Origin of the sequence: Parabacteroides sp. AF14-59 (genome assembly GCF_003479515.1) — a bacterium.
Lineage (GTDB): Bacteria > Bacteroidota > Bacteroidia > Bacteroidales > Tannerellaceae > Parabacteroides > Parabacteroides faecis.
Window position 1 is genome coordinate 60,741 of the sequence record NZ_QUHH01000010.1, and the last position, 24,951, is coordinate 85,691.

Annotated in this window: 16 protein-coding genes; 6 read left to right on the forward strand and 10 right to left on the reverse strand. The window is 48.1% G+C overall.

The annotated features are described in order from the left end of the window. Positions 1-382: 382 nt before the first annotated feature. Complete coding sequence (mutS, locus tag DWW23_RS12495; RefSeq protein WP_221267779.1) at positions 383-3,004, reverse strand: DNA mismatch repair protein MutS; 2,622 nt, start codon at positions 3,002-3,004, stop codon at positions 383-385. A gap of 125 nt (positions 3,005-3,129) precedes the next feature. Between mutS and DWW23_RS12500 the strand changes: the two genes are divergently transcribed. From DWW23_RS12500 to DWW23_RS12520, 5 genes are all read left to right on the forward strand, one after another. Further along, positions 3,130-4,569 (forward strand): arylsulfatase, encoded by a 1,440-nt coding sequence (locus tag DWW23_RS12500; protein ID WP_122353709.1) that lies wholly within the window; start codon positions 3,130-3,132, stop codon positions 4,567-4,569. A 116-nt stretch (positions 4,570-4,685) separates the two neighbouring features. Then, on the forward strand, positions 4,686-5,243 hold the full coding sequence (locus DWW23_RS12505; RefSeq protein ID WP_122353710.1) for an RNA polymerase sigma-70 factor: 558 nt from the start codon (positions 4,686-4,688) through the stop codon (positions 5,241-5,243). 57 nt (positions 5,244-5,300) lie between these two features. After that, positions 5,301-6,227, forward strand: coding sequence for a FecR family protein (locus DWW23_RS12510; protein WP_122353624.1), 927 nt, complete (start codon positions 5,301-5,303; stop codon positions 6,225-6,227). 138 nt (positions 6,228-6,365) lie between these two features. Further along, the gene (locus DWW23_RS12515; protein ID WP_122353625.1) at positions 6,366-9,881 is read left to right on the forward strand and encodes a TonB-dependent receptor; all 3,516 of its coding nucleotides are present in this window, start codon (positions 6,366-6,368) and stop codon (positions 9,879-9,881) included. Between the two features lie 11 nt (positions 9,882-9,892). Continuing rightward, on the forward strand, positions 9,893-11,650 hold the full coding sequence (locus DWW23_RS12520) for a RagB/SusD family nutrient uptake outer membrane protein (protein WP_122353626.1): 1,758 nt from the start codon (positions 9,893-9,895) through the stop codon (positions 11,648-11,650). Between the two features lie 79 nt (positions 11,651-11,729). Here DWW23_RS12520 and DWW23_RS12525 read toward each other — a convergent pair whose 3' ends face one another. After that, positions 11,730-13,556 (reverse strand): thiol protease/hemagglutinin PrtT, encoded by a 1,827-nt coding sequence (locus tag DWW23_RS12525; protein ID WP_122353627.1) that lies wholly within the window; start codon positions 13,554-13,556, stop codon positions 11,730-11,732. A 525-nt stretch (positions 13,557-14,081) separates the two neighbouring features. Next, a complete protein-coding gene (locus tag DWW23_RS12535; RefSeq protein WP_122353629.1) occupies positions 14,082-14,531 on the reverse strand; it encodes a glucosaminidase domain-containing protein in 450 nt (149 codons plus the stop codon). Positions 14,532-14,634: 103 nt separating this feature from the next. Between DWW23_RS12535 and DWW23_RS12540 the strand changes: the two genes are divergently transcribed. Beyond that, positions 14,635-14,886 carry a DUF4248 domain-containing protein gene (locus DWW23_RS12540; RefSeq protein WP_122353630.1) on the forward strand — a complete coding sequence of 84 codons (252 nt, stop codon included), beginning with the start codon at positions 14,635-14,637 and terminating at the stop codon, positions 14,884-14,886. Between the two features lie 15 nt (positions 14,887-14,901). On the opposite strand, the gene DWW23_RS12545 is transcribed toward DWW23_RS12540, so the two are convergent. The 7 genes from DWW23_RS12545 to DWW23_RS12575 form a co-directional block, all read right to left on the reverse strand. Beyond that, the gene (locus tag DWW23_RS12545) at positions 14,902-15,351 is read right to left on the reverse strand and encodes an HU family DNA-binding protein (protein ID WP_122353631.1); all 450 of its coding nucleotides are present in this window, start codon (positions 15,349-15,351) and stop codon (positions 14,902-14,904) included. A gap of 154 nt (positions 15,352-15,505) precedes the next feature. Beyond that, the gene (locus tag DWW23_RS12550) at positions 15,506-17,053 is read right to left on the reverse strand and encodes a CHC2 zinc finger domain-containing protein (protein ID WP_122353632.1); all 1,548 of its coding nucleotides are present in this window, start codon (positions 17,051-17,053) and stop codon (positions 15,506-15,508) included. A gap of 22 nt (positions 17,054-17,075) precedes the next feature. Continuing rightward, complete coding sequence (locus DWW23_RS12555) at positions 17,076-18,491, reverse strand: DnaB-like helicase C-terminal domain-containing protein (protein WP_122353633.1); 1,416 nt, start codon at positions 18,489-18,491, stop codon at positions 17,076-17,078. A 7-nt stretch (positions 18,492-18,498) separates the two neighbouring features. Continuing rightward, on the reverse strand, positions 18,499-18,969 hold the full coding sequence (locus tag DWW23_RS12560; RefSeq protein WP_122353634.1) for a hypothetical protein: 471 nt from the start codon (positions 18,967-18,969) through the stop codon (positions 18,499-18,501). Between the two features lie 328 nt (positions 18,970-19,297). After that, on the reverse strand, positions 19,298-19,783 hold the full coding sequence (locus DWW23_RS12565; RefSeq protein ID WP_122353635.1) for a hypothetical protein: 486 nt from the start codon (positions 19,781-19,783) through the stop codon (positions 19,298-19,300). Positions 19,784-20,019: 236 nt separating this feature from the next. Beyond that, entirely contained in the window at positions 20,020-22,341 is a 2,322-nt protein-coding gene (locus tag DWW23_RS12570) for an AGE family epimerase/isomerase (protein WP_122353636.1), read from the reverse strand. Between the two features lie 22 nt (positions 22,342-22,363). After that, a complete protein-coding gene (locus DWW23_RS12575) occupies positions 22,364-24,949 on the reverse strand; it encodes a hypothetical protein (RefSeq protein ID WP_122353637.1) in 2,586 nt (861 codons plus the stop codon). Positions 24,950-24,951 lie beyond the last annotated feature (2 nt).

Genomic DNA, 24,951 nt, shown 5'->3' on the forward strand with positions numbered 1-24,951 from the left:
TATACGTTAATACGTCTCTGTTTGGTTCTTTTTTTATCCTCAAATTCTATGTTTTATAGCTATTTCTTGCTCTGGAAGCTCTCAAACCAGAGCCACGATAGCAGCGACATAATTCTCAATAATATCTTTTATCAAAGAAAAAAACTCCGTATTATCTGTTTTTTGGGTGCAATTTGGAATGATCGACCATGCTGTTGCATCTAATATGACAATATGGGACTTTGCTACGTTTGCGTAAAAATAGTCACAACTGTCCCCTGGTTCATACAGCCTCTTCAGGAACTACTTAAAGTAGCATTTTGACAATTTGACTCAAGCAATATTTTGTAATAAAATCAGTATGTAACCACTATGGTACTACTTCGTTATACCTGAATCTCCCTTATTTCCCTGTAATAATCTTCCGTATCTCACTTAATTTGTTAAGGGCTTCGATCGGAGTAAGGTTGTTGACATCGAGATTCTTGATCTCATCGCGAACCTGGCTTAAAACAGGATCGTCCAGTTGGAAGAAGCTGAGTTGATAACCTTCGGCAGCAGAAGCAATTTCCCTGACCGGCTTCGCTTTTACCTTACCTTTGCCTTTTGCTTTCTCTTTGCAATCGATACTCTCCTGCCGATTATCCGTTTCCAGTTGTTTCAGGATTTCACTGGAACGTTTCACGATACTTTTAGGCATACCCGCCATCTTCGCCACATGGATACCGAAACTATGCTCGCTACCACCGGGAATCAATTTACGCAGGAAGATCACCTTATTGGAGACCTCTTTCACCGAGACATTATAATTCTTTATCCGTTTGAAAGAACGTTCCATCTCGTTCAGTTCATGGTAATGAGTGGCAAAAAGCGTCTTGGCACGGGCATCCGGATGCTCATGGATATACTCAACGATCGCCCAGGCAATCGAGATACCGTCGTAGGTACTTGTTCCCCGTCCCAGCTCATCGAAAAGAACGAGGCTGCGTGAAGACATATTGTTCAGGATATTCGACGCCTCGTTCATCTCCACCATAAAGGTAGACTCACCGACAGAGATATTATCGGAAGCCCCCACACGGGTAAATATCTTATCTACCATACCGATACGGGCAGACTCGGCAGGGACGAAACAACCGATCTGTGCCATCAGCGTGATCAATGCCGTCTGACGCAGCAACGCCGACTTACCCGCCATATTCGGACCAGTGATAATGATGATCTGTTGCTGTTCGCTATCCAGATAGACATCGTTGGCAATATAGGCCTCGCCGAGCGGCAGCTGTTTCTCGATCACCGGATGACGGCCCGACTTTATATCGATCACATCCGAATCATCCACGTTCGGACGGATATACCGATTACTTTCCGCCACTTTGGCAAACGACAACAGGCAATCCAGACGACCGATCAGATTCGCATCCACCTGAATAGGGGGTATAAACTCCGCCAGACAAGTCACCAGCTCGGTAAACAGGCGGCCTTCGAGGGATAATATCTTTTCCTCAGCGCCCAATATCTTTTCTTCGTACTCTTTCAGTTCTTCTGTAATATAACGTTCGGCATTCACCAATGTCTGCTTGCGTATCCATTCGGCAGGTACTTTGTCCTTATGCGCATTACGCACTTCGATATAATAACCGAATACGTTGTTAAAGGCAATCTTCAGGCTCGGGATGCCGGTCTTTTCACTTTCCCGCTGTTGTACCTGAATCAGGTAATCCTTGCCGGAATAAGCAATGGCACGCAACTCATCCAGCTCCGCATTGACCCCTTTGGCTATGACACCGCCTTTATTCAGCAAAGACGGCGGATCGTTATTGATCTCCTTTTCTATCCGGTCGCGTATCTCGGTACAAGCATTCAACTGTTCGCCGATACGGGAAAGGCTCGGCTCATCACTTGCCATACAAGCCTCTTTGATCGGTTCGATCGCCCGGAGAGCGACTTTCAGCTGCACCACTTCACGAGGGGAAACGCGGCCTACAGCCACTTTCGAAATAATACGTTCCAGGTCGCCGATCTGCTCGATCTGTTCATCCAGTATATCCTTTACCTCCGGATGACGGAAAAAATAATCCACCACATTCTGACGGTCCCGGATCGGTTTGACATCTTTCAGGGGGAACAGCACCCAGCGGCGCAACATACGCGATCCCATCGGGGAAACCGTCTTGTCTATCACATCCAGCAGGCTGGTTCCCTCATCGTTCATCGTACCGACCAGTTCCAGGCTGCGTACCGTAAATTTATCGAGACGCACATAACGGTCTTCCTCGATACGTGAAAGCGCTGTAATATGCGAAATATGCGTATGTTGTGTCTGATCCAGATAATAGAGGATCGCTCCCGAAGCGACAACCCCCAGTTTCAGATGTTCCACCCCGAAGCCTTTCAGGTTCTTCGTCTCGAAATGTTTCAGCAGGCGGTCGTTGGCAGCATCGGCGGAAAATACCCAGTCCTCCATCTCGAAAGTGAAGAAACGGGGACCGAACACTTCCTCGAATTTCTTACGGTTGTTACGCTCGACAAGAACCTCTTTCGGAGAGAAATTATTAAGCAGTTTGTCGATATAATCGATCGTTCCCTCGGCTGTCAGGAACTCACCGGTCGAAATATCCAGAAAAGCGACGCCGCAAACATCTTTAGCGAAATGAACGGCAGCAAGGAAGTTGTTTTCCTTATGGTTCAGAATATTGTCATTGATAGAAACTCCCGGGGTAACCAACTCCGTAACCCCTCGTTTCACCAGTTTCTTGGTCATCTTCGGGTCTTCCAGCTGATCGCAGATTGCAACACGTTTACCGGCACGGACCAGTTTCGGCAGATAGGTATCGAGCGCATGATGCGGGAAACCCGCCATTTCGATAAATTGTCCCGGTCCGTTGGCTTTTTTAGTCTGTACGATTCCCAGTATTTCGGCACCGACCACGGCATCTTCGCCATACATTTCGTAAAAGTCTCCTACACGGAATAAAAGGACAGCATCCGGATGTTTCGCCTTAATATCGAAATACTGCTTCATCAATGGGGTTTCAACTATCTTAGCCACGGGATATAATTTTTTATCATTTTAGTTAGACCGTACAAAGGTACAATAAAAAAAAATATAACTTTGCCGACATGTCTGACAAGAAACATCTTAGAATCATGAAAAAAACTATTTTACTCGCTTCCGGCCTGATTGCAGCCGTTCCTTTTGTGCATGCACAGAAAAACAAAGACAAAAAACCGAATGTGGTATTCATCCTGGCGGATGACCTGGGATACGGCGACCTGAGTTGCTACGGACAGGAAAAATTCGAAACTCCCAACATCGACCAACTGGCCCAAAACGGCATGCGTTTCACCCAGTGCTATTCGGGAACCACCGTCAGTGCTCCTTCCCGCTCCTGCCTGCTGACAGGTACACACAGCGGCCATACCCCCATCCGTGGAAACAAGGAATTAGATCCGGAAGGGCAATTTCCATTACCGGAAGATGCACGGACCATTTTCCATGTCATGCAGGACGCAGGATATAAGACTTCGGCATTCGGCAAATGGGGATTAGGTTACATCGGTACTTCCGGCGACCCCAGGAACCAGGGATGTGAGACATTCTTCGGATACAACTGCCAGTTGCTGGCCCACAGTTATTACCCCGACCATCTGTGGGATAACGACCAACGGGTGGAACTGAAAGACAACGTAGTGGACGTTCAATACGGGACAGGTACTTACTCACAAGACCTGATCCACTCCAAAGCACTCGATTACCTGGATAATATCAAGGAAGACGAACCTTTCTTCATGTGGTATCCGACCATCTTACCGCACGCCGAACTGATCGTTCCGGAAGACAGCATCATCAAAAAATTCCGGGGTATGTATCCGGAAAAAGCATATAAGGGAACGGAACCGGGAAATCCGGCTTTCCGTAAAGGCGGTTACTGCACGCAGCTTTATCCGCATGCCACGTTTGCTGCCATGATCTACCGCCTGGATGTGTATGTCGGACAGATTATCCAGAAACTGAAAGATAAAGGTCTATACGACAATACGATCATCATTTTTGCCAGCGACAACGGCCCGCATATGGAAGGGGGTGCCGATCCTGATTTCTTCAACAGCAACGGCATATACCGGGGTTACAAACGCGACTTATACGAAGGCGGTATCCGTGTACCGATGATCATTTCATGGCCGGGACATATACAGCCGGGAACGGAAACGAACTTCATGTGTTCATTCTGGGATGTATTGCCTACGTTCGAAGAGATCATCCATCCGAAGGCGAAACAGAAAGAGATGGACGGCGTAAGTATGTTGCCGCTGTTGCAAAACCGCAAAGGACAGAAGGAGCATGAATTCCTGTATTTCGAATTTCAGGAAATGAATGGCCGCCAGGCTGTCCGCCAAGGCCCGTGGAAACTGGTCCATATGAATATCCGCGGCGACAAACCGTATTATGAACTGTATAACCTGGCAGCCGATCCTTCGGAAAAACATAATATCCTGGACAAATATCCGGATAAAGTGGCCGAACTGAAAGAGATCATGGTCCGTGAACATATCGAAGACCCGAACTGGCCGCTGCTGAAGAAATAAAAAAACAGTATATTCAGAAGGCCATACTGCCGGAAGCCACGTTTTTCATTCTGTGCCTGACAGATAAAATCGTGACTTCCGGTTGTTTTTTATATATTTGCCGGGAAAATAACAAAGTGGAAGATAATAAATCCGACATAGAGCAATTAACGAATCTCTTTATCGAAAAACGGGAACATTACATTCGTTTTGCACTTTCCTATGTACATGACAGAAACATTGCAGAAGACCTGGTAATGGACAGTTTCACCTATTGCTGGGAAAACAAAGAAAGGTTACCGGTCATTGAAAACTATTCCACTTACTTATTGACCATTATAAAACATAAATGCCTAAACCATCTCCAGAAACAACGAACCTGGGACGAGATCTCACAAAACATACTGTCAGACACCGAATGGGAACTGAAAATGCGTATTTCATCCTTGCAATCGTGTGAACCGGAAGAAATTTACAACCAGGAATTACAGCAATTGCTGCATGACACTTTAAAGCAAATCCCCGAAAAGTCCCGCCGTATCTTTAACATGAGCCGCCAGGATAATATGACCTATCCCAAAATCGCAGAAGAAATGCAACTTTCCCAGAAATCCGTAGAATTCCATATCAGTAAGGTTTTAAATGCCTTACGCTCCTCATTAAGTAATTATTTACCCGGATTGAAAAAAAAGTAACGTTTTATTTTAGGGTACAGGTTGATATCTTTGCCTTTATTAATATAAGCAGATAAAATGGAAAGAGAATTATTACACAAATTATTCAAAGGGAATGTCTCCGGGGAAGAATTATCGGCAATCAGGAAATGGGTTGAAAGTGCTCCTGAAAACGAAAATATCTTTATCGCAGAACGTCATTTCTACGATATGCTGCAACTTTCAGATGCCGGGAACGGGAAAGAAGAAAAGAGATCCCGTCATTACCTCAACTGGAAAATGTGGGGAAAGATCGCTGCTGCCATTATTATTTTGCTTTCCATAAACATAGCCTACCTGGTAAGCGACAAAGAAACCACCGCAATGAACCTTATCACGGTTCCGGCAGGGCAACATGTCGACCTCGTATTGGCAGACGGGACCAAAGTATCGCTCAATGCCTGTTCCGAGTTATCCTATCCTACTTCCTTCAATGGTGATTTACGTGAAATATACCTGAAAGGAGAAGCCTTTTTCGATGTCACTAAAAATAAGAAACAGCAATTCATCGTCCACTCCGGACGTTACGACATAAAAGTATTCGGTACCAAATTCAACGTTTCAGCCGATTCCGCTTCAAATACATTTACAACCACCTTGTTAGAAGGAAGCGTAGAAGTAGCCGACACGGAACTTCCGGAACAAAGTATCATGCTTACGCCTGACAACATAGCTTATTCCGAAAACGGGCAACTAGCTGTCAAGCCGATAAGCGATTACGATTATTACCGGTGGAAAGACGGACTGATCTGTTTCAAAAACACCAGTTTTAAAGACCTTATGGCACGTCTGGAAAAGAATTACAATCTACAGATCGTCATTCAGAACAAGGAGCTGGATAACTATATGTGTGGCGGAACATTCCGTATATCCGACGGGATCAGCGATATCCTGCGTGTATTACAGCGGGACGCATCGTTCACTTTCGAATTTAGCAACAATCGATCGACTGTATATATCAAGTAGTTATGACAACAATTTAAAACAATCGCTTATGAAAAGAATCAATTCATAACCTGAGGAACATGTGTGTATGATGCTCCGTAGACCTGAAATTCCTTCATACACTATCTAGTTTATTAAATCTAAGTAATCTATAGAAACATGAATTACCATAAATACAAGGCAGTATTTTATACTGTCGTAATACTTTTTATGTGCTATACCTTGCACGCCCAGGCGACAGATATCCGGTTGGATAATATCCATATTACTTTAAATAAGAAAGATGTCAAACTGGAAGATATCCTACATGAGATTGAAAATCAGACTGAACTATTATTCGTCTACAATAAAAATGTAGATCTGAACAGAATCGTTTCAGTAAATGCAAAGAAAGAAACGCTACAGCGTGTTCTCTCACACCTTTTCGATGGTACGGTAAATTATTCATTCGAAGGTTCCTATATAGTCCTCTCTCCCCAAACAGAAAAAAAGGAGGTCAGACAACAAGTAAGAATGATCACAGGTTCGGTTTTTGACGAGAACGGCGTACCTCTCGCCGGTGCAAGCATCATCGAGAAAGGAACCACTAACGGTATTGTGACAGATACGGACGGGAAATTTACCCTTGCCGTTAGTCCGGGTAAAATTCTATCCGTCACCTATATCGGCTATCTGTCTCAGGAGATAAAGGTAACAGGTAATATCCTTAAAATAATAATGAAAGAAGACTCCCAATCGCTGGAAGAAGTCATGGTAGTCGGTTACGGCACACAAAAACGTGTAAACTTAACCGGAGCCGTTGAACAAGTTACCGATGCGATCTTGAAAAACCGTCCGATGGCGAATCTGACCCAGGGACTTCAGGGAACGATCCCCAACCTGAACATCTCGCTCTCCGACGGGAAACCGATGCGTTCGGCCGAGTTCAACGTACGTGGTACCACTTCTATCGGTCAAGGCGGTAGCGCCCTCGTTTTGATAGACGGTGTCGAAGGAGATCCTGCTATGCTGAATCCTAACGATATTGCCAGCGTATCTGTTTTGAAAGATGCAGCCTCGGCTTCTATTTACGGTGCCCGCGGAGCATTCGGAGTTGTTTTGATTACCACCAAAAACCCGGATAAAGAACGGACATCAGTCACTTACAATGGAAACTTTTCCGTTAAGACTCCGACAGTCGTACCGAGCATGGTAACCGACGGATATTTATATGCTACCATGTTCGTCGAGGCCTACTCGGCTGCTTACGACTATTCGACAACTCCCTCAAAATTCCACAAATCGAATCCGTATTCGGAAGACTGGTACAATGAAATGGCCAGTCACCGCCCGGGCATGAACGCTCCGGAAGTGGTAACCGGAAGCGACGGAAGTTATACCTATTACGGCAATACGGACTGGTATAACGAACTTTACAAAAAACAAACTCTCTCGCATGACCATAATGTCACGATACAGGGCGGCGGAGAAAAAGCGGATTTTCTGGTATCCGGACATTTCTACGGACAGGACGGATTATTCAAATATAACAGTGACGACTACAAAATTTATAACATCCGGGCAAAAGGTTCCGCGCAGATCCTACCCTGGTTGAAAGTAAGCAACAATTTCGATTTTTCGCAGATGAATTACCATAATCCACTGACCGTAGCCGACGGTAGTGTCTGGTACGGGCTTGAAGGAGAAGGCTTACCGGTAGCTACCATGTTCAATCCCGACGGAACACTGACAATGGCCGCTGCCTACAGCATAGGCGACTTGTGGTACGGTAAAAGCTATACAAATTATGAAAAGCGGATCACCCGGAATACCTCTTCCTTTGAAGCGACATTCCTGGAGAATACTTTACGTCTCAAAGGCGACATCACATTCCGCAACGCAGATGATAATAATACGACAAAACGAAGTCCCGTTCCCTACAGCACAAAACAGGGGGTCATCTCTTACCTGGGTTCTTCGACAGACGATTTTAAAGAAGAGAATGCAGTTACCAAATATCTTGCCACTAATCTGTATGCCGAATATGAACCAACGATCGGCGACAACCATTATCTAAAAGGCATGGTCGGATATAACTACGAACAGTCCACCTATAAAGAAGTTTCAACCCGGCGAAACGGTTTGATCTTCGACGATGCCGAAAATATAAATATGGCCAATGGCAGCGCAATTGCCGTGAACAGCGAGTATGACAAATGGAGAATCGCCGGAGGATTCTTCCGACTTAACTATGCCTTCAAAAACAGATATCTGCTGGAGGTAAACGGCCGTCTCGACGGTTCATCCAAATTTCCGTCAGACCAGCAATGGAGTTTCTTCCCTTCCGTATCCGGAGGATGGAGAGCGTCGGAGGAAGCCTTCTGGCATGTAAATCCCAAAGTGATCAGCGATGTAAAGATCAGAGCTTCGTACGGTTCATTAGGCAATGGAAATATAAATGCCTATGCGTATAAAGAATTATTCTCCATCTATCAGATGAGCCGGTTGCTCAACGGTTCGTTGAACCAGCAAACATATATGCCGACCATCATTCCCAAAAGCCTGACCTGGGAGACTGCGACGACAGCCAACTTCGGTCTCGATATGGGATCACTGGACGGCCGCATGCGTCTTGCCGCCGACTATTATATCAGGAAAACAACCGATATGTATACCGTAGGAAAAACACTCCCTGCCGTATTCGGGGCAGAGGTACCTAAAGGGAACTATGCCGACATGACCACCCGTGGCTGGGAAATCACGCTTAGCTGGCATGACAATTTCAACTTTGCAAACAAGCCTTTTTCATATGAAGCACGTTTCACGCTTGCCGATTATGTATCCAAGATAGACCGTTACAACAACGAAACAAACAACGTCGACGACTTCTATAAAGGCAAAACCGTAGGTGAAATATGGGGGTATGTAACAGAAGGTTTCTTTACTTCCGAAGAAGATGTCAAGACTCATGCCGACCAGACGCTATACATGGTAGGATACGGCACGAAACGAATGCCCGGAGATATCAAGTTCAAAGACCTGAACAATGACCACGTAATCAATTACGGTACCAACACCCTAGACAATCCGGGAGACCGGAAAGTAATAGGCAATACGACCCCACGCTACACATTCAGTCTGAATCTGAGTGCCGACTGGAACAATATATTTGTCTCCGCCTTTTTCCAGGGAGTAGGAAAACAAGACTGGTGGCCCGGATACGACAATGCACTATTCTGGGGCCAATACAACCGCCCATACAACAACATACCGGTTTCCATGTTGGGAGATATCTGGTCGGAGGAAAACCCTACTGCTTACTTCCCGCGTTACAGAGGTTACTCGGCCTTGCAGGGCTTTTCTCAGATGGCAGTAGCACAAACACGCTATTTGCAGAATGCAGCTTATGTCCGTCTGAAAAACCTGCAAATAGGCTACAACCTCCCCAAATCATGGATAGCAGCAACCCATATGCAGTCGGCACGTATCTATCTGTCCGGAGAAAACCTATGGAGTTGGTCTCCTTTATATAAACATACCAAAAACTTTGATGTAGGCTCCATCTACGGTGAAGACACAGAAGCAAAAGCAACTGCCAGCGACGGAGGTAAAAACACGATCATCACCAACGGAGGTAGTTCATACAACTATCCCATACTGAGAAGTTTTACAATCGGACTATCTGTTACATTTTAATATTCTGAGTTATGAAATATATACTATATATCATCGCATGCCTGGGATTATGCTGGTCTTGTGACATGAACGAGAATCCTAAAGCCCAAATATCCATTGAATCGTTATTCGGTTCTGAAACCGGGTTGAAAATGTATACTAATTCTTTTTATGATGCATTTCCATCCAGTACAGTCGTTTACCCGGCTTCTTCCCCTTATACGGCTACCAACACGCAGAACCTGTATCTTATCGAAGGAGCTTATTCGCCCGAAATGGCCGGAGGATGGTTATGGACCCAGTTACGAAATATCAACTACTTCATTGTGAATAGCCAACAAGCGGACGTATCGCCGGACATATTGAACAATTATCAGGGAATCGCCCGTTTTTTCCGTGCTTATTTCTATTTCAATATGATGGCCAGCTTTGGCGATCTTCCCTGGATCAATAGTCCTATGGATGTCGACGACCCCGCCCTATATGCCAAAAGGGATCCAAGAACCCTGATCGTGGACTCCATCAAAGCCGATCTCGATTTCGCTATCGGGAATATCAAAGAATTAAAAAGTAGCGGATGTAACGAAATAACCAAATGCGTAGCTGCGACACTGAAATCGAGAGTCTGTCTTTACGAAGGGACATTCCGGAAATACAGGACGGAAGCCGGATTGGGATCGTCGGCAAACGAATGGCTACAGGAAGCTGCCGATGCCGCCAGATTCGTTATGGATGCCGGATATTCACTTTACACGGGTAGCGGAACAGAGAAATCTTACCGCCAGCTCTTTATTTCAAAAGTGCCTGTCTCAACAGAGATAATCTGTGCGGTTACTTACAACGGAGACCTGGGGGTCGTACATGGAGGAAACCGTAACTGGACATCGACGACATTCAGCAGTTCGCCTTGCCTTATCCGCTCGTTCATAAACACATATCTGATGAAAGACGGAACACCTTTTACAGATAAAGAAAACTATCAATCGATGTTCTTCTCAGAAGAATGTAAAAACAGGGATGCACGCCTGTCACAGACGATACGTACCCCGGGATTTACACGTATAGATGCCGGACAGGAAGTAGCTACTGCTCCTAATTATGCCTACGCTTCGACCGGCTATCATATTTATAAATTTACTCTGGATGACACACAGTACGATAACGTAGATGTCTGTGACAACAACTCCGTCGTTTTCCGTTTTGCAGAAGTTCTGCTGAACTATGCGGAAGCAAAAGCCGAAATGGGAACGCTGACCGACGACGAATGGTCGGTAACTATCGGAGCATTGCGCTCACGGGCCGGCATTACAGGCGGACTGACAGCCAAGCCGACCAAGGCCGACCCCTACCTGCAAAAGACTTATTTTCCGGATATATCAGACCCTACGATCCTGGAAATACGCCGGGAACGGTGGATCGAACTGGTACTTGAAGGATTGGAATGGAACGATATCTGCCGTTGGAAAGTAGGAAAAGTATGTACAAGGACCTGGGACGGAGTTTATATCCCCAAGCTAGACGTACCTTACGACATGAATGAAGACGGGAAACCGGATGTCTGTTTTACACAAAAACTCGATCCGGATAAAATAGCCGATGTTTATTACGTGTATGTCGGTAAAACGTTGGCAAGCGGTGCTAACAGCAATACCCAACTGGATAGCGACGGACATACTTTGCTGTACATGAAAGATCAGAAACGAACATGGCACGACAAGCTATATTTCAATCCGATCCCTGCAAACGACAGAGTATTAAATCCTAATTTAGATCAAAATCCAGGCTGGTAAAAACAGAACACAGAGACATAAAGTCACGGATATTTCGATGTTCCGTACCTTCTATGTCTCTGTGTTACTTAAAATAATATCATCTTTTCACCAGCTTATGATTGCTTCTCCCTTCGGCAGTCACAACCTCCAGCACATAAATACCGGCCGGATAGCTGTCGTAGGAAAGCGATAACTGCGTATTGCCTGCCGCCGGTTGCCTTTTCATCAGGCGGCCGTTCATATCGTATAGAACGACCTCTTTAATAGCCACAGGAGCAGTTACCTGAACCGTTCCCGCCGCATCATAAGAAACAGTAACACCGGTTCCGGCGGTTATATCCTCCGTCGAAGTAGAAGGGTCGGCAGCCACGACGATCTCGCCGGTCGTATTGCCGTTGCCTCTCACCCACTGCCATTCGCTGCCGTCGCTGCTTTTGTAAAGCAGGCGGATACGGTCGCCGGGAGCGATCGTCTGAGTGATCGTACAAGGCACTTCCTGCCCTACTCCGCGTTCGATCTCGATGGTGACAGGTTCTTCGCCGGAGATAAATTCTTTCGTATTCCCGTCCTTGTCCACAAGAGCAACGACCAGGTTACCCGAGAACGTACGGATACTCATATTACCAACATAACCGTACTGGATAGCGAAAAGCCGGTTCTGCTCAAAATCATCCGTCGTCGCAGTCAGGCCGGCAAAAACAGTACCTTCGTTTTCACCATAGAAAAATACCAGCATGTCCTGATAGGCGGAACCTTCCACCGGTTTTCTCATGCTGATGATGGCATCCTGTCCGAGCGAGAAACCGCCTCCGCTGTTCCCGCCGGTCCCCTGCACTTCGGGTTCGAGAACGGATAAAAGGTAATAGCCGTTCGCCAGTCCGCTCCAACCCCAGTTCACGTGATAATAGTCGGCCTCATTATAACCGTCGATGATAAACTGATGGCCTTCTTTCTGGTCGTTCTCGCCGCCATAGACAACAGGGCGGTTGTCGTCAAGTTCGCCTTTGATAATGGCTTCCCATTCGTCTTTCTGATAATTATCGCGTTGCAGGACATGGAGGGATTTGTCGTATTTCATATAATTGACAAGCCCCCGGGCGGCAGTCAATGTCAGGGCACCGCTGTTACCCGGCGCATAATTCATTTCAGAGAAAACACCGCAGTCGTACATCAGGGTGGCAACGTTTTGAGCCTGTGCGCTGGTATACTGGCCCGCCGTATAAGTGGACGGCATATTATCCCACTGGTAAGGCGTATCGAACGTGGCGGATAACGACAAATTATACGTCTGGGAGGTATAGGAATGGCTTCCCGTCCCTACGTCCGGCCATTTATGATATTGCATGGCGATGGCTGTCGAGGTAGCCACACAGCCGGTCGGCGTACGCTGGTTATCCACGATCGGGCAGAGATCGTTGTAAGGCGTCATCTGGTCCCACAGCACGGTGGTCAGCTGCACGCCTCCGGACTTCAACTGCATATTGCCTTGCCTCAACCGGCTCCAGGCAGCCGTCACCTCTTTGGCTGCCATCGACTTATTCTCACGCATCCAGTCGATCTGACGCCGGTAGCCGTCGAACCAGGAGCGCACATTCACCGGCATAGAGTCTTTCCGGAAAGTCTGTTGCATACCATATCCTAAAATAGGATAAGCCAGATCGTCGCCGGCAACGACCACAAAACCGTTACCATCCGTCTGGCTGAATACATAAAAGGTAGCATCCTGCGAAGGGTTGCCCGAACGGGTGGCGGCCCCGGCATCCGACCAGACCAATGCCAGTTCCGGAGCGGAAGACCGGGTCTGCAGATGATTGCTTTTCAAAAAACTGAGCGCAACGCTCCGTGCCTGTTCTACATCGACAGGGGCGGCACTTATCGACATCGTCAACAAGGCGGCCAGGAAAACAAGAGTACATCTTCTCATTACTTGTAATTTTTTTAGTTTAAATTTAGCTTATCTATCAAAGGCCAGGTTAGAGGTTTTTATTAGCGTTTTTTACCTGTAATTACATTGTCATTCAATAACAAAGCAAATGGGAAGATGGTTGAAAAGGGGCTGAAAAAATACATCTATAAGTCCCCAAAGATAATTAAATACCTTCGGGGACTGCAATGTACCTGTTTCAATCCGGCCCTTTCAGCAGAACAGTTTCACCGCCGCCGCACCGATCAGCAGCCAGCCGAGCAGGTTACCGGCAGTCGGGGACCGGCCGGAGGGTTCGGGGGACGAAGGAGCGACAGGATCGCCCCGATGGCGGCCAGAGCGGTTTCCGTTTGTTTCAGCAGGAGCGACAGCAGTGCTATCAGCGCCAGCCACGGGATTGCCTGGGCAGCTGTGCCTCTCTTTCAGCCCGCGCGGGAAAAGAGCGTGGACCAGGGAGAGGAGAAAATTGCAAATGACACGAATCGTTTTCATAAAATCGTTGTTTATAAGATTATACATTCAGAATCACACCGGAATAAGTTTACCGATCGCCACAGCCAGACGCGCCAGCAACCGGCAGTAGACGGTACGGTTATCGCCATTCTTTTCACTGATATATTTGCTGTACGCTATTTCATGCGCAAAAGCAGCGGGATCGTAACTGACCGCGGCCGCAGCCGGGTAAGCGCTCGTGATCAGCCGGGCATAGTCGAAGAAGCTGTTCTGCGTACCGGCATATTTGCGGAAAGGCAACCCCTCGGGTTTCAATGCCACCCGGCAGCCATGCCAAAATTCGTTGGACGGGCCGTAGCCGGTAATTCCGAACAAGTTATGATGCAGCCGCGCCAGGTTGCTCTCGCCCCAACCCGACTCGATAGCTGCCTGGGCCAGCATAACCACCGCATTGATACGGAACAACTTCTCAGCCGCCTGCGCCTCCGGCAGGAAACGTTTTACAAATTCATATTTTGTCATGGAAAATTATCTTACGACGGTGAATAAAACACATAAAACACTTGAATATCAAATAATTATTTACTACATTTGGAGTAGATAATCATCCCTGATACGATAAGTCATGATAACAGAAGAACAGGCAGACCAATACATTCCGGAGAATGAACATGCGTGGGGTTACCAGGAACTGGCGATCCTCTATTTCCCGAACATCAAACCCGAGAGTGCCGCCCGGCAGCTCCGCCGCTGGATCATGTTCAGCAAGGAACTGGTAACCCAACTGACCGCCTACGGCTGGAAACCGGGCCGTAAATTGCTGACACCGAAGCAGGCAACCTGTATCTTCCGTCATCTGGGGCCTCCCGGTAGCTGAAAACTACCGGCTTTGCTACTCGATCTCAGGACGGTCGCCACCGCCCTCTTCCTTCTCGTCCTCGTTCTTATCGAGCATCATACGCTCGACCTTGAGCTTCGTCTTCGCCAGCTCGAGTAAGGCCTTTCCGGGCCGGAAGACAACACGGGGCCGCCTGACCATCTCCGGTTTAAAATCCTTTTTCATGGATGAGCCTTTGCTTCCCAGCACGGCCATGAAATAGCCCAGTTCCCCCAACTGTATGGTCTGCCCGTCGAGCAGTTTCTGTTTCACCACAAACAACACCCCGTCGAGCACCAGCTTCACGTCGCCCGGGGTAGCTGCCGAACGGTCGGCAATAATATCACAAAGGGTAGCCGTGTCGCACATCCCGTTCGAACTGCTGGCCGCATAGAAGAGCTTTGCATCGGCTGCCGCTCCCTTGGTCATATCCTTCCTCAATACCAATCGATACTTTACTGACATAATTTTACGAATTAAAAGTTACTGAATCTGTTTATTCTCTCCTGTAATATTACATCGTAAAGATACCTCCGCCCGCAACCGCCGGGTCCGCCGATGTCCGGCACAGTCCCCGGTTGTCCGCGTTTGTCGGTATTTTATCGGTATTCGGTTGTTTTTACAGCCACCTCTCCTCGATCACCGGTGTCCGTGCGAGGCTTTCGGTGAGGCGGACCAGTTGGGAGATATGGGAGGAGAGTGTTGCCAACAGGGCGGTGCGGAAGGCGGATTCGGTTTTGCCGACTGTTTCGGCGGGGGCTGTTTTCAACTGCTCCGTCAGGCGGGAAGTGTCGGACAACAGGCGTTCTTCGTAATATTCCAGGCGGAAATAGTCGGCCAGGTCCGGACAGATCGTTTCTTCCGGCTCACTCAACATCGAAGCGGGCACACCGGGCGGCAACGGCAAGTCCGGAAGCTGTCCCGAAAGTATCTCCGCCAACATCCGTTCGCGGGACGGCAATACCGCTAACGGCTGGCGGAGCGACACGAAACGCAGCAGATTACGATACGTCTCCCCCGTAAATACCAGATCGTCCTCTTCAAGCATCCGTTCCACATGCGGAGCCACTGCCGGATGCTTCAGGCAGAAAGCCAGCAGGCGGCATTCTCCGGCCCCGGCCATTTCCGTCAGCAATTCCATATAACAGATAAAATCCTCACGTCCCAGGCGGCGGAAAAGCTCATCCGGATCTTTGGCCGACACCAGGCGCAGGCTGCCCAGGGAAAGCCCTCCGGGCGGTTCTTCCAGCAGGCGGACAGTAGCAGCCTGTCCGGCAGGATCGTTGTCGAGCAAGAGCACCGCACGACTGCAAAAACGCTGCAATTCTTTTGCCTGCCCGGACGTGAAAGCCGTCCCTCCCAACGCCACCGTATTAGTAAAACCTGCCGCATGCATGGCCAGCGCATCTTTATAGCCTTCGGTAAGGTAGGCGAATCCTTTCCGGCGGATCGCCTCCGAAGCCCGGTGGATGCCGTACAGCATCCGGCTCTTGTCAAACAGGAGGCTGTTGGGACTATTCACATATTTCGGATCGTCGGCGGCAGCCGGAAGGTTTGCGTCAGTCCTCTCCTGCCGGCGTCCGCCGAACCCCGTCAGTTCGCCTTCCGCATTATAGACGGGGAAAACAATACGCCCGCGCAGGTAACGATAGTCATCGGGGACGAAAGCCGTCGCCTGTCCCACCCCGAAGTCGAGCCAGGTACCCGACAGTTCCGTATGCCCCGATGCACAGGGTAGCAGCGAAGCCAGGAAACCGTTGTTCGCACCGATACGCCGTGCCCTTTCACGGGCAGAGGCGGCAACGGTCTCCGGGGAAGGAGCAGGCGGCGTTCCGGATACGGACCCGGGAGAAGCGTCGGAAACGGGTACGGAAGCAGGAGCCGACCGTGATACGGCCGGTCTCTCTTCCTTTCCGCCGAGTTTCGCCACTGCCTCGGCAAAGGAGCAATGCTCCAGTCCCATCACCAGGCCGATCACATCGCCTCCCGCCCCGCAAGCATGGCATTTGAAATACTGTCCGCCCACATGGATGCCGAGCGAAGGATGATGATCGTCATGAAAAGGACAAAGCATCTTATAATTGGCTCCGGAACGATGCAGCGTCCCATAACGCGCCGCCACGACCTCGATCGGATTGGCAGCCTTCAGTTGTTTTATATCATTCATAGGAATCGACACATATTGGGTTTCACTTTTTCTTATACGGATAAATCTGCGTGAGGCTGTCGTTGTAGCGGAAGCGCACTTCGCCGGTAGCGCCGTTGCGGTTTTTGATGACGAAGAGGCGGCCTACACGGTAGTAGGATTCGTGCGTCACGTCATCGTAAAGCTCGTTGTACTGCTCGGGACGGTAGACCATCGCGATGCTGTCGGCTATCTGTTCGATCTCGCCCGAGTTACGCAGGTCGCTCATGACCGGGATATGGCTGGGACGCGTCTCACAGTTACGGTTCAACTGCGCCAGCACCACCGTGACAATATTAAATTCAAGGGAGAGCGACTTCACCTTGCCTACCGCCTCCCCCAGGGCCAGGTCCATCGTGTCTTTCATGCCGGCACGGCCGGAAGTGACATTCAGCAAGTTCAGGTAATCGAGCACCATCATGTCAAGTCCGTACTTGCGTTGCAGCAGTATGCACCGCGCCCGGATCTCTTCGAGGCTGCTACCGCTACAGTAAATGAGGAAGATCGGCAACTTCCGCAACTCCTCCGCCGCCCGGTCGAGACGCCGCCGGTCGTCGTCGTCAAGCAGTTTGAACCGCAACTTGTCCGGCTCCACCCCGCTAAGGGTACAAAGGATACGGCCGACCAGCTGGCGTTCGGTCATCTCGAGGCTGAAAAAGGCCACCTTCTTCCCCTGCCGTGCCGCCGCCAGGGTCATATGGAGCGCCAGTGCCGTCTTCCCCATCGAAGGGCGTCCGGCCAACACGAGCATCTCGCCTTTAAAAAGCCCTCCCAGATGGCGGTCGAACTCATCGACACCGGTACTGACCTGCAACTCCTCGCCTGCCCGGCGGCGTTCCTGTTCCTCGTAAATCTCGCCCAGCACCCGCTGGCTCACTTCAGCCGCCGTACGGGTCGTACCGTGCGTAACAAACTCCTCCTCCAGCTTCTCCAGATCCTTGTGCGTCGCCCCCAGCAACCCCACAACATCGGCATCCGCACGCTGTGCCTCGCCGATACGTACCGTCATTTTCAGGATGGCCTGCCGCAACACCCAGCAACGGATCACCCAGGCGGCATAGGTACGGATAAAACTGGCGTTGCGCACCTTCAGCATCCGGTCGGCGATGAAGCCCAGCCCGTTCAGCCGCGCGGCATGCTCGGGGTCGAGACGCCGCATCTCCCGTTCGATGCTCAGCATGTCGATATCCGCTTCATGCTGGTAAAGCGCCAGCATCGCCCGGTACACCAGGCAGTAATCGGGATGGCTGAACATCTCCGGACGAAGCCGTTCGCCCACTTCGCAGATAGAGGTACTCTGTGCCACGACCGACAAGATAACGGCAAGTTCCATCTCTTCGGAAACCGGTGCCTGACTGTTACCGGATGCAACGCTGATCGCTGAAGGCTGTCCGGCTGTTTGTTTTGTTTCGTTTTTCATATTATTATTATTCAAAGCGTTTATAATTAGGACGTTGGGTAAGAGGTAACGTAGCGGGTGAGGCAGCAGGAGGCGGTTTCGGGCCATCCGTACTTTTCGCAGCCTTCGTCACTACCGGTTCATCGAAATGCAACAGTTGCACCTGCGTAAACCGTCCGAGACGCCTGACACGGATACAACCTTCGTCCGCCAGTTTCGCCAACAGGCGGCTCACCAGCGTTTTCGGCACTTCGGTCTTCTCTTCCAACTGCCGCAGGGTCGTGATCCATTCACCGCGGCGACAGGGGATTTTCTTACGCGAGAGCGTAATGACGCCGTCCACAAAAAAAGCATGCCGCAAGAGGCACAGGTAAACACGCGCCTTCTTCCTCAACACCGGGTCGTCCGAATACAGGTCGTCCAGTAACTCGTTGGGGACACGCAGGAAGCCTTTTCTCTTTTTTTCAGGTATAACACCTTGATTTTCCGTGTTTTTCATATCTTTCAATTTAGTTAAACAAACCCCATTCCGTCCGGGACAATCCGTGGGACAAGAGCGGGACAAAATTCACCCTATATAAATACTTGCTGTTCTGCCACTTACCGGTCTTTCAAAAATACTTGCGGGACAAAGGTGGGACGATCGCCGGTATCTCTCTATATATAATAAATATTATATTATAAATATCTTATAAAGGACTCCGTCCGATTTTCAAAAGATCACAGAGGCAAAGATAGGAAAGTGAAAGATACGGATTTGGGGTATTTTTTCGTAGGTACATATGACATTCGGAGAGAAGCGGCCTGTTTGTTTGACTTTTTATTTACTATTTATGTGATTTACTAGCAGAATAATATCTTCCAAAGATTCTCTCCAATGCCTCCTGCAATATTTTGCCCCCGGAGGTCTCTGTGATCAGCCTGTTTTTAATTGTTTTTAACGCAAACCGTGTCCTGTATCCTGCATAAAGCACGGCAGCCAGTTCGTCGTGCGAGCAATCGAGCATGCCGATCTCGACGGCAGCCCGCATCATATCCAGAAAAAAGTCTTGTTCGACAACGCGGATACGTTGAAAATCGTACACCAGGTTCGAGCATCCGCAGTCGCCCGCCAGCATCTTGCCGTAGGCTTTAAAAAAGAGACGCGTGAACCGTTCCTTGAGTTCATCGCCGGCAGTATCCGGATTGTTTGTGAGGAAATGGGCACATTCTTCGATGAACCTGCGGCTGTCCTCCATTTTTTCCACTTGGCGTTTGAACCGGGCAAACGAGCGGTAATAACCACCGCAAAGATGAGTAATTTGTTCTTCCATGATCGACTAATTTTTAGAAAGCCGCTTTCTCCTCATGCCTTCAAAAAACCAGCCGATAAAAGTATAGGAAGAAATAAGACAATAGCCCTAATTTTGTTGACAATATAGTGACAATGCAGTCATGACAGGCAACCTCCCGCATTTGTCACTATAGAGTCGCCAAAAAGGGCCATTCCATCGAGGATTATGATAAAAAATATGGATACAGTTGCTTGACGACGTTTACTTCCTGGCCTTCAACGAACCAAAATATTACCATTCTTATCAATCAACACCTTTATTTTTTCCTTGCTACCAACATCTACCTTCGGCCATTCCAGGCAGGCATTGCATCCCAATGGCTTCCCGGACTCCGCCTTTGTCTCTGCAAAGACAGCAATCTGCGCCGGAAAATCCGTTGGATTCTCTATTTCAAGCAGAGTACCTTTATCTGTCCGCTCCAATACCCGGGCATTCACATGATCCAGCACCAGTAATTTATCGGTATCCGTTTGTAAATAGATCCCGGGATTCTGCAATATAGACAGCAATGCCACCGTTTCCCAAGCCATATTAGAATCTCCTGCCGATACGTTTCCAATACCTCCGACACCTTCCCAGTCACTTAAATTAACACGTTCCGATACTGATCCGGGGGCCGATCCATGCCCTAAAGGATTGGAGGGAGTAGTGACATATTGAACAACATTGTGGGCAATATCTTTAAGCAGTTCCGCATAACGTTCATCGCCGGTAGCCCGGTAGAGCTTCAACAAAAAATCACCCGAAAGGATATAGATACCCGGAGCACTGTGTTCATTCTGGACACTGGCCCAAACCGAACCGGTCGCTTTCGCACCGATGCGCCCCAGGTCCGACCCAGTCGGAAATTTATAATCGTAGGAAACAACCCAGCTGGAAAACATGGCAGCCGCAAAACGGGCTTTGTCCAGCCATTCTTTCTTACCGGTTATCTCGTACAAGACAGTCAGAGACTCCGCCAACTCGGCAGCCGATTCACTATCCGGACATTGCAGGATCTCGGCCGGACCACCTCCGGTATATCCTTGCATCAGGTCTCTTTCATAATAAAGATTTCCCGCAGCCTCAGCCACTTCCTGATAACGGGGGTCTCCATATTTCCGGGATGCCAAAGCCAACGCAGCAATGTTTATTGCTCCTGCCGTCGAGTTGTTTATATCCATCTCCCCGGTTTCCACATCTACAAACTGCCCGAACTGTCCGTAACGGTTCCAAAGTGTAACCAACCCGTCTGCCGCTTTCCGAAGCATGTTATCCCATTCAGGATCGATCTGCGAACCAAAGCCTTGTTTCTCCAGCAAATCTTCTATTTGCAGACTTTGGTATAAGACCAATCCTGTGCGCCTGATCATGGCTATGGAACGCCGTTCGTTCATTTCATTGAAATTATCACCAAACAACTCACCTTTCTTGAACATTCCATAGAAAAGTCCTGATTTCCCTTGTGCCAGTCGGAGCATATTCAGACTGCTAACGATCCGTGCCACCCGCTGCGGTGTCGGCCGAATCGCCTGCGGAAAAGCATAGACCGGTATTCCGCTCCAACCGGTTTGGATATGACCATAAGGAGAGTCCGAATCCGGTTGGTTACAGATATATTTGTACCGCCCATCATCCAACCATTTTGTCCGGTCGTGATGATCCAGAATAACAGAGGCTGTTTCGCTGAACGGCATCCGGTCGATATACTCGTTCTTGCCGGATAATGCTTTACGCACTTCAAACAACCTATCGAAAAATACATCTAACGAAGACGCATCAAAATTATACACCTTCAATCGCACTGATACGCTATCTCCTTCATTCCAATCGATTGCATGGTCTTCACTATCGACCAGGTTCGTCATGACATACTTCTTTTCCCTCACACCGGGTGCCGCGACGATAAAGGAAGCTGTATGTTCTTCCGGATCTTCCCGGATAGTAAACCCGGAATTGCCTAACCAGGTATCCTGGGTCGTCAGCAATATAAATCCTTTTTGCCGGGAAGGACTGTAAAAGCTTAACATAGGAGTCGTACAATTACTGGTCAGCATCTCTATCCGGGAAGGTTCCGGTTGGACAGACAAACGCGGAACTTGCGTAATAGTCACGGGCATATCCGGTTCCTTCTCTTTCTTATCATAGATATAAGGCGGATAAGGAATGTTCAACGACCGGAACCGGTTGCCGTTATAGACGGCTGCCGGAACAAATACCTGGTTGGATGTATCCCAGTTTTCAAATTTAAATTCGATACCTACTCCGGCATTGGACATATGCCCTTTCTTCAATTGAAAACGATATGTCAACTCAGATACCCCCTCATTACCGCTCGCTTGCTGATCGATATCCGAAGCCCATACGGTAACCTCATCTATCCGTACGATATCTTTTTGAAAAGGATAAGATTCTTCCAACCGATTCCCGTCATACCGGTAAACATAAGGTAAGGCTTCTCCATCCAAAGAGCTCAAGAAAGGCTTCGTCTTGTTTTCAGCGGTACAACCGGATATCAATAATCCCAAAACTGATATTAACCAATGATATTTATGCATGATACTGATTAAAAAAATACAATTATTCCATTACCGGAGGATAAATATCCAACAACTTCTTTCCGCTTTGCAGATACTGTCCTCTTCTTCTGTCATACTCCATCAGAAAAGATTTCCTGACAACTTCGAAGCTAAGCGGCTCCGCTTCGATCTTCAGTTCTTCTTTAGTAAGAAATCCTTCTTCAGCACCGGGAATAACGATAAGATAGCAACCGGCATCGGCAGGAGAACGATCTCCTTTGTCTTCCGGACAATCTTTCCAGGCAACGCCCGGTTCAGTCCGATAGCTCTTCAATATTTCCTGGACATAGTTCTTTCCACTTTGCTTATTATCTTTCCAGCGTATCCGTATCTCTTTGGTTTCCGGCGAAAAGACCATATAACCGTCCTTCACTGTCACCTCGCCAGCATCGGATGTAACCTGATCTATTTGTTTATAGTAAGGGATAGCCATATAGAGATGAGCAGGTTTGAAGTTGGTATAATCACAATTTAAACGGATATCCGCACCCTCTTGTTTGCATGTCATTACAGCATTGATCTTACCAAACTCGGAACGGATATCCCGTATCTCTATTTGCTTTCCGGGTTGTACCCATGAAGGCGACAAACCGGAGAACAGATAGAGTGAACGTTCCTCTTTATTTATACCGGCCTTTCCCCCATATTCCCGTACCAGCATATTCCGGATCAACAAAGCGGTCTTTGCCGCCGCCCAGGCATGAGGAGCCGGAACCGGGTCCGGATCGCGATCAGACCAGGGTTCTACCATATTTTCAAACCCTTCATGTGTGGAACCGTTATGCAGCAATATATGATACATATCCAGAAGCGCTTTCTCCTGATCGTTGATCGCCAGATATTGATTAGCCAGATTGGTCGTCGCATACTGGTGTAGATGCATACCGTTACGGTAAGTCATAATACCTTCTCTATATTTATGAGTACGGATATGATTTAAGGTTCCTTTAACCCGCCTATCATCCGGTTCCAACATTTCAGTCGGATAAACCAGCAGCATATTTTCCCAGTCCTGATCGGTTTGAAATTCCTTGAATCCGCTACGGGCCACTTCACCAATCTGGTATTCATACAGGCCGGTCGGTACGTAACCATCTGCATGAACACTGGTTTCTATCCCTTTCATGATCGCATTGTAATAGGACTTTTCCAGTTCTTTCCATTTCCTACATTCTTCGCCTTTTCCCAAATAGTCAGCTAACGTAATAGCACTGCGTAAACCCAACAGACACCATAGGTTATGGCTTGTGTAATACCCTTTGATCATCTCGGCATCAAAAGGGGTCGAAGGCCGTACCAGTCCGTTAGGTTCTTTGTTATGGTCGTGTTCGATCATCCCGATCGCCTGGCAGACAGGGCCGAAAACTTCTTCAGCTAAAGCCCTATTCTGCGTGTAAAGGAAATGGTTGCAGAGACTGAACAAAACTTGTCCGTGTGAAGTCATAATTTCCTGCGAATGGCTGACACTAGGGTCTACAAACAAGCCCTCTTCATTTATATTCTTGAACATCCAAGGGAAATTCAGTTCTACAAAATCGGTATGACCGGCCACATCATAGATCAGACGCATGTCGATAAAATCATTGAAGAATATGCCATCGTAAGGAAGTCCGCTTCCCTGCCTCCTGGTTCCGTCTTCTTCCATCCGGGTAGCCAGCATCAGATGAACCAAACTGGCTTTGAAAGAATCCTCCACCCGGTCTTCGGGTATCACAAAATATCCTCCACCTTCAATACGCTTTTTCCAATAGTCGATACAAGCCTGGCGGGATTCTGAATAAGGGGCCTGACGCAACTTCGACAAAAATGCCGTTTCACGATTACCGACAGGTACACGAGGAAATTTAAACGTCAGTTGATAGCTTTCTCCCGGATTCAATTCCTGCGAATAACGTGTCAAACCGGTAACCGTATTAACCTGGATACCCAAATCAGCTGCCAAGAAAGAACCTGTGTAAGGTTTATCCTTAGTTGCATACTTTTCCGGCTCTCCTTCAAAAGTATAAAGGAGTTGGTTATCACGAACAAATTCATTCTTATCGAAACGATAATTGAACTGATCGGAGAACTCGGCTTCGCCCATCCGATGATCGAGTCCGGAGGAACGTGTTCCTGCTGTAAATATAGCTTGTTGCTTTTGATCGGATACATTCCTTATTGAAACACGGACGAACTGTACGGAGTTTTTACTATCTTCTCCGGGTAAAGAGGAACCGAACATTTCCATATCATACCGGATGCCGTCTTCCTGCCAGTCGTATTCCACAATAGGGATCCAACCTTCATAAAATGTTTTCTGATAAGCGGCAGTCGGCTTGTTCGAACTGCCGTAAAAGAAGCAGAGTTCGGCATTTCCCGTATAAATAGAACCATCGTAGGTAACCTGCACCGGAGCCGGCGTGAAAGGTACACCTATCACTGTTGTCGATTTAGGATTATAACTCCATTCCCGCTGGGGATCATTTACATTATCGGACAGCATGGTATAAGCAGCAGCTCCGTCAATCGCAGGATTCTGATCGGTCACATGTGCAGTATTGCATGCGGTTAACAAGGAGAATATGAATAATACTATGATCTTGTTCATGG

Bases quoted from the DNA above. Each gene is read 5' to 3' on its own strand.
- DWW23_RS12550 (WP_122353632.1), bottom strand. From the start codon at position 17,053: ATGAATGATATAAAACAACTGAAGGCTGCCAATCCGATCGAGGTCGTG.
- DWW23_RS12570 (WP_122353636.1), bottom strand. From the start codon at position 22,341: ATGCATAAATATCATTGGTTAATATCAGTTTTGGGATTATTGATATCC.
- DWW23_RS12540 (WP_122353630.1), top strand. From the start codon at position 14,635: ATGATAACAGAAGAACAGGCAGACCAATACATTCCGGAGAATGAACAT.
- mutS (WP_221267779.1), bottom strand. From the start codon at position 3,004: ATGAAGCAGTATTTCGATATTAAGGCGAAACATCCGGATGCTGTCCTT.
- DWW23_RS12565 (WP_122353635.1), bottom strand. From the start codon at position 19,783: ATGGAAGAACAAATTACTCATCTTTGCGGTGGTTATTACCGCTCGTTT.
- DWW23_RS12500 (WP_122353709.1), top strand. From the start codon at position 3,130: ATGAAAAAAACTATTTTACTCGCTTCCGGCCTGATTGCAGCCGTTCCT.
- DWW23_RS12515 (WP_122353625.1), top strand. From the start codon at position 6,366: ATGAATTACCATAAATACAAGGCAGTATTTTATACTGTCGTAATACTT.
- DWW23_RS12520 (WP_122353626.1), top strand. From the start codon at position 9,893: ATGAAATATATACTATATATCATCGCATGCCTGGGATTATGCTGGTCT.
- DWW23_RS12555 (WP_122353633.1), bottom strand. From the start codon at position 18,491: ATGAAAAACGAAACAAAACAAACAGCCGGACAGCCTTCAGCGATCAGC.
- DWW23_RS12560 (WP_122353634.1), bottom strand. From the start codon at position 18,969: ATGAAAAACACGGAAAATCAAGGTGTTATACCTGAAAAAAAGAGAAAA.
- DWW23_RS12525 (WP_122353627.1), bottom strand. From the start codon at position 13,556: ATGAGAAGATGTACTCTTGTTTTCCTGGCCGCCTTGTTGACGATGTCG.
- DWW23_RS12510 (WP_122353624.1), top strand. From the start codon at position 5,301: ATGGAAAGAGAATTATTACACAAATTATTCAAAGGGAATGTCTCCGGG.
- DWW23_RS12575 (WP_122353637.1), bottom strand. From the start codon at position 24,949: ATGAACAAGATCATAGTATTATTCATATTCTCCTTGTTAACCGCATGC.
- DWW23_RS12545 (WP_122353631.1), bottom strand. From the start codon at position 15,351: ATGTCAGTAAAGTATCGATTGGTATTGAGGAAGGATATGACCAAGGGA.
- DWW23_RS12535 (WP_122353629.1), bottom strand. From the start codon at position 14,531: ATGACAAAATATGAATTTGTAAAACGTTTCCTGCCGGAGGCGCAGGCG.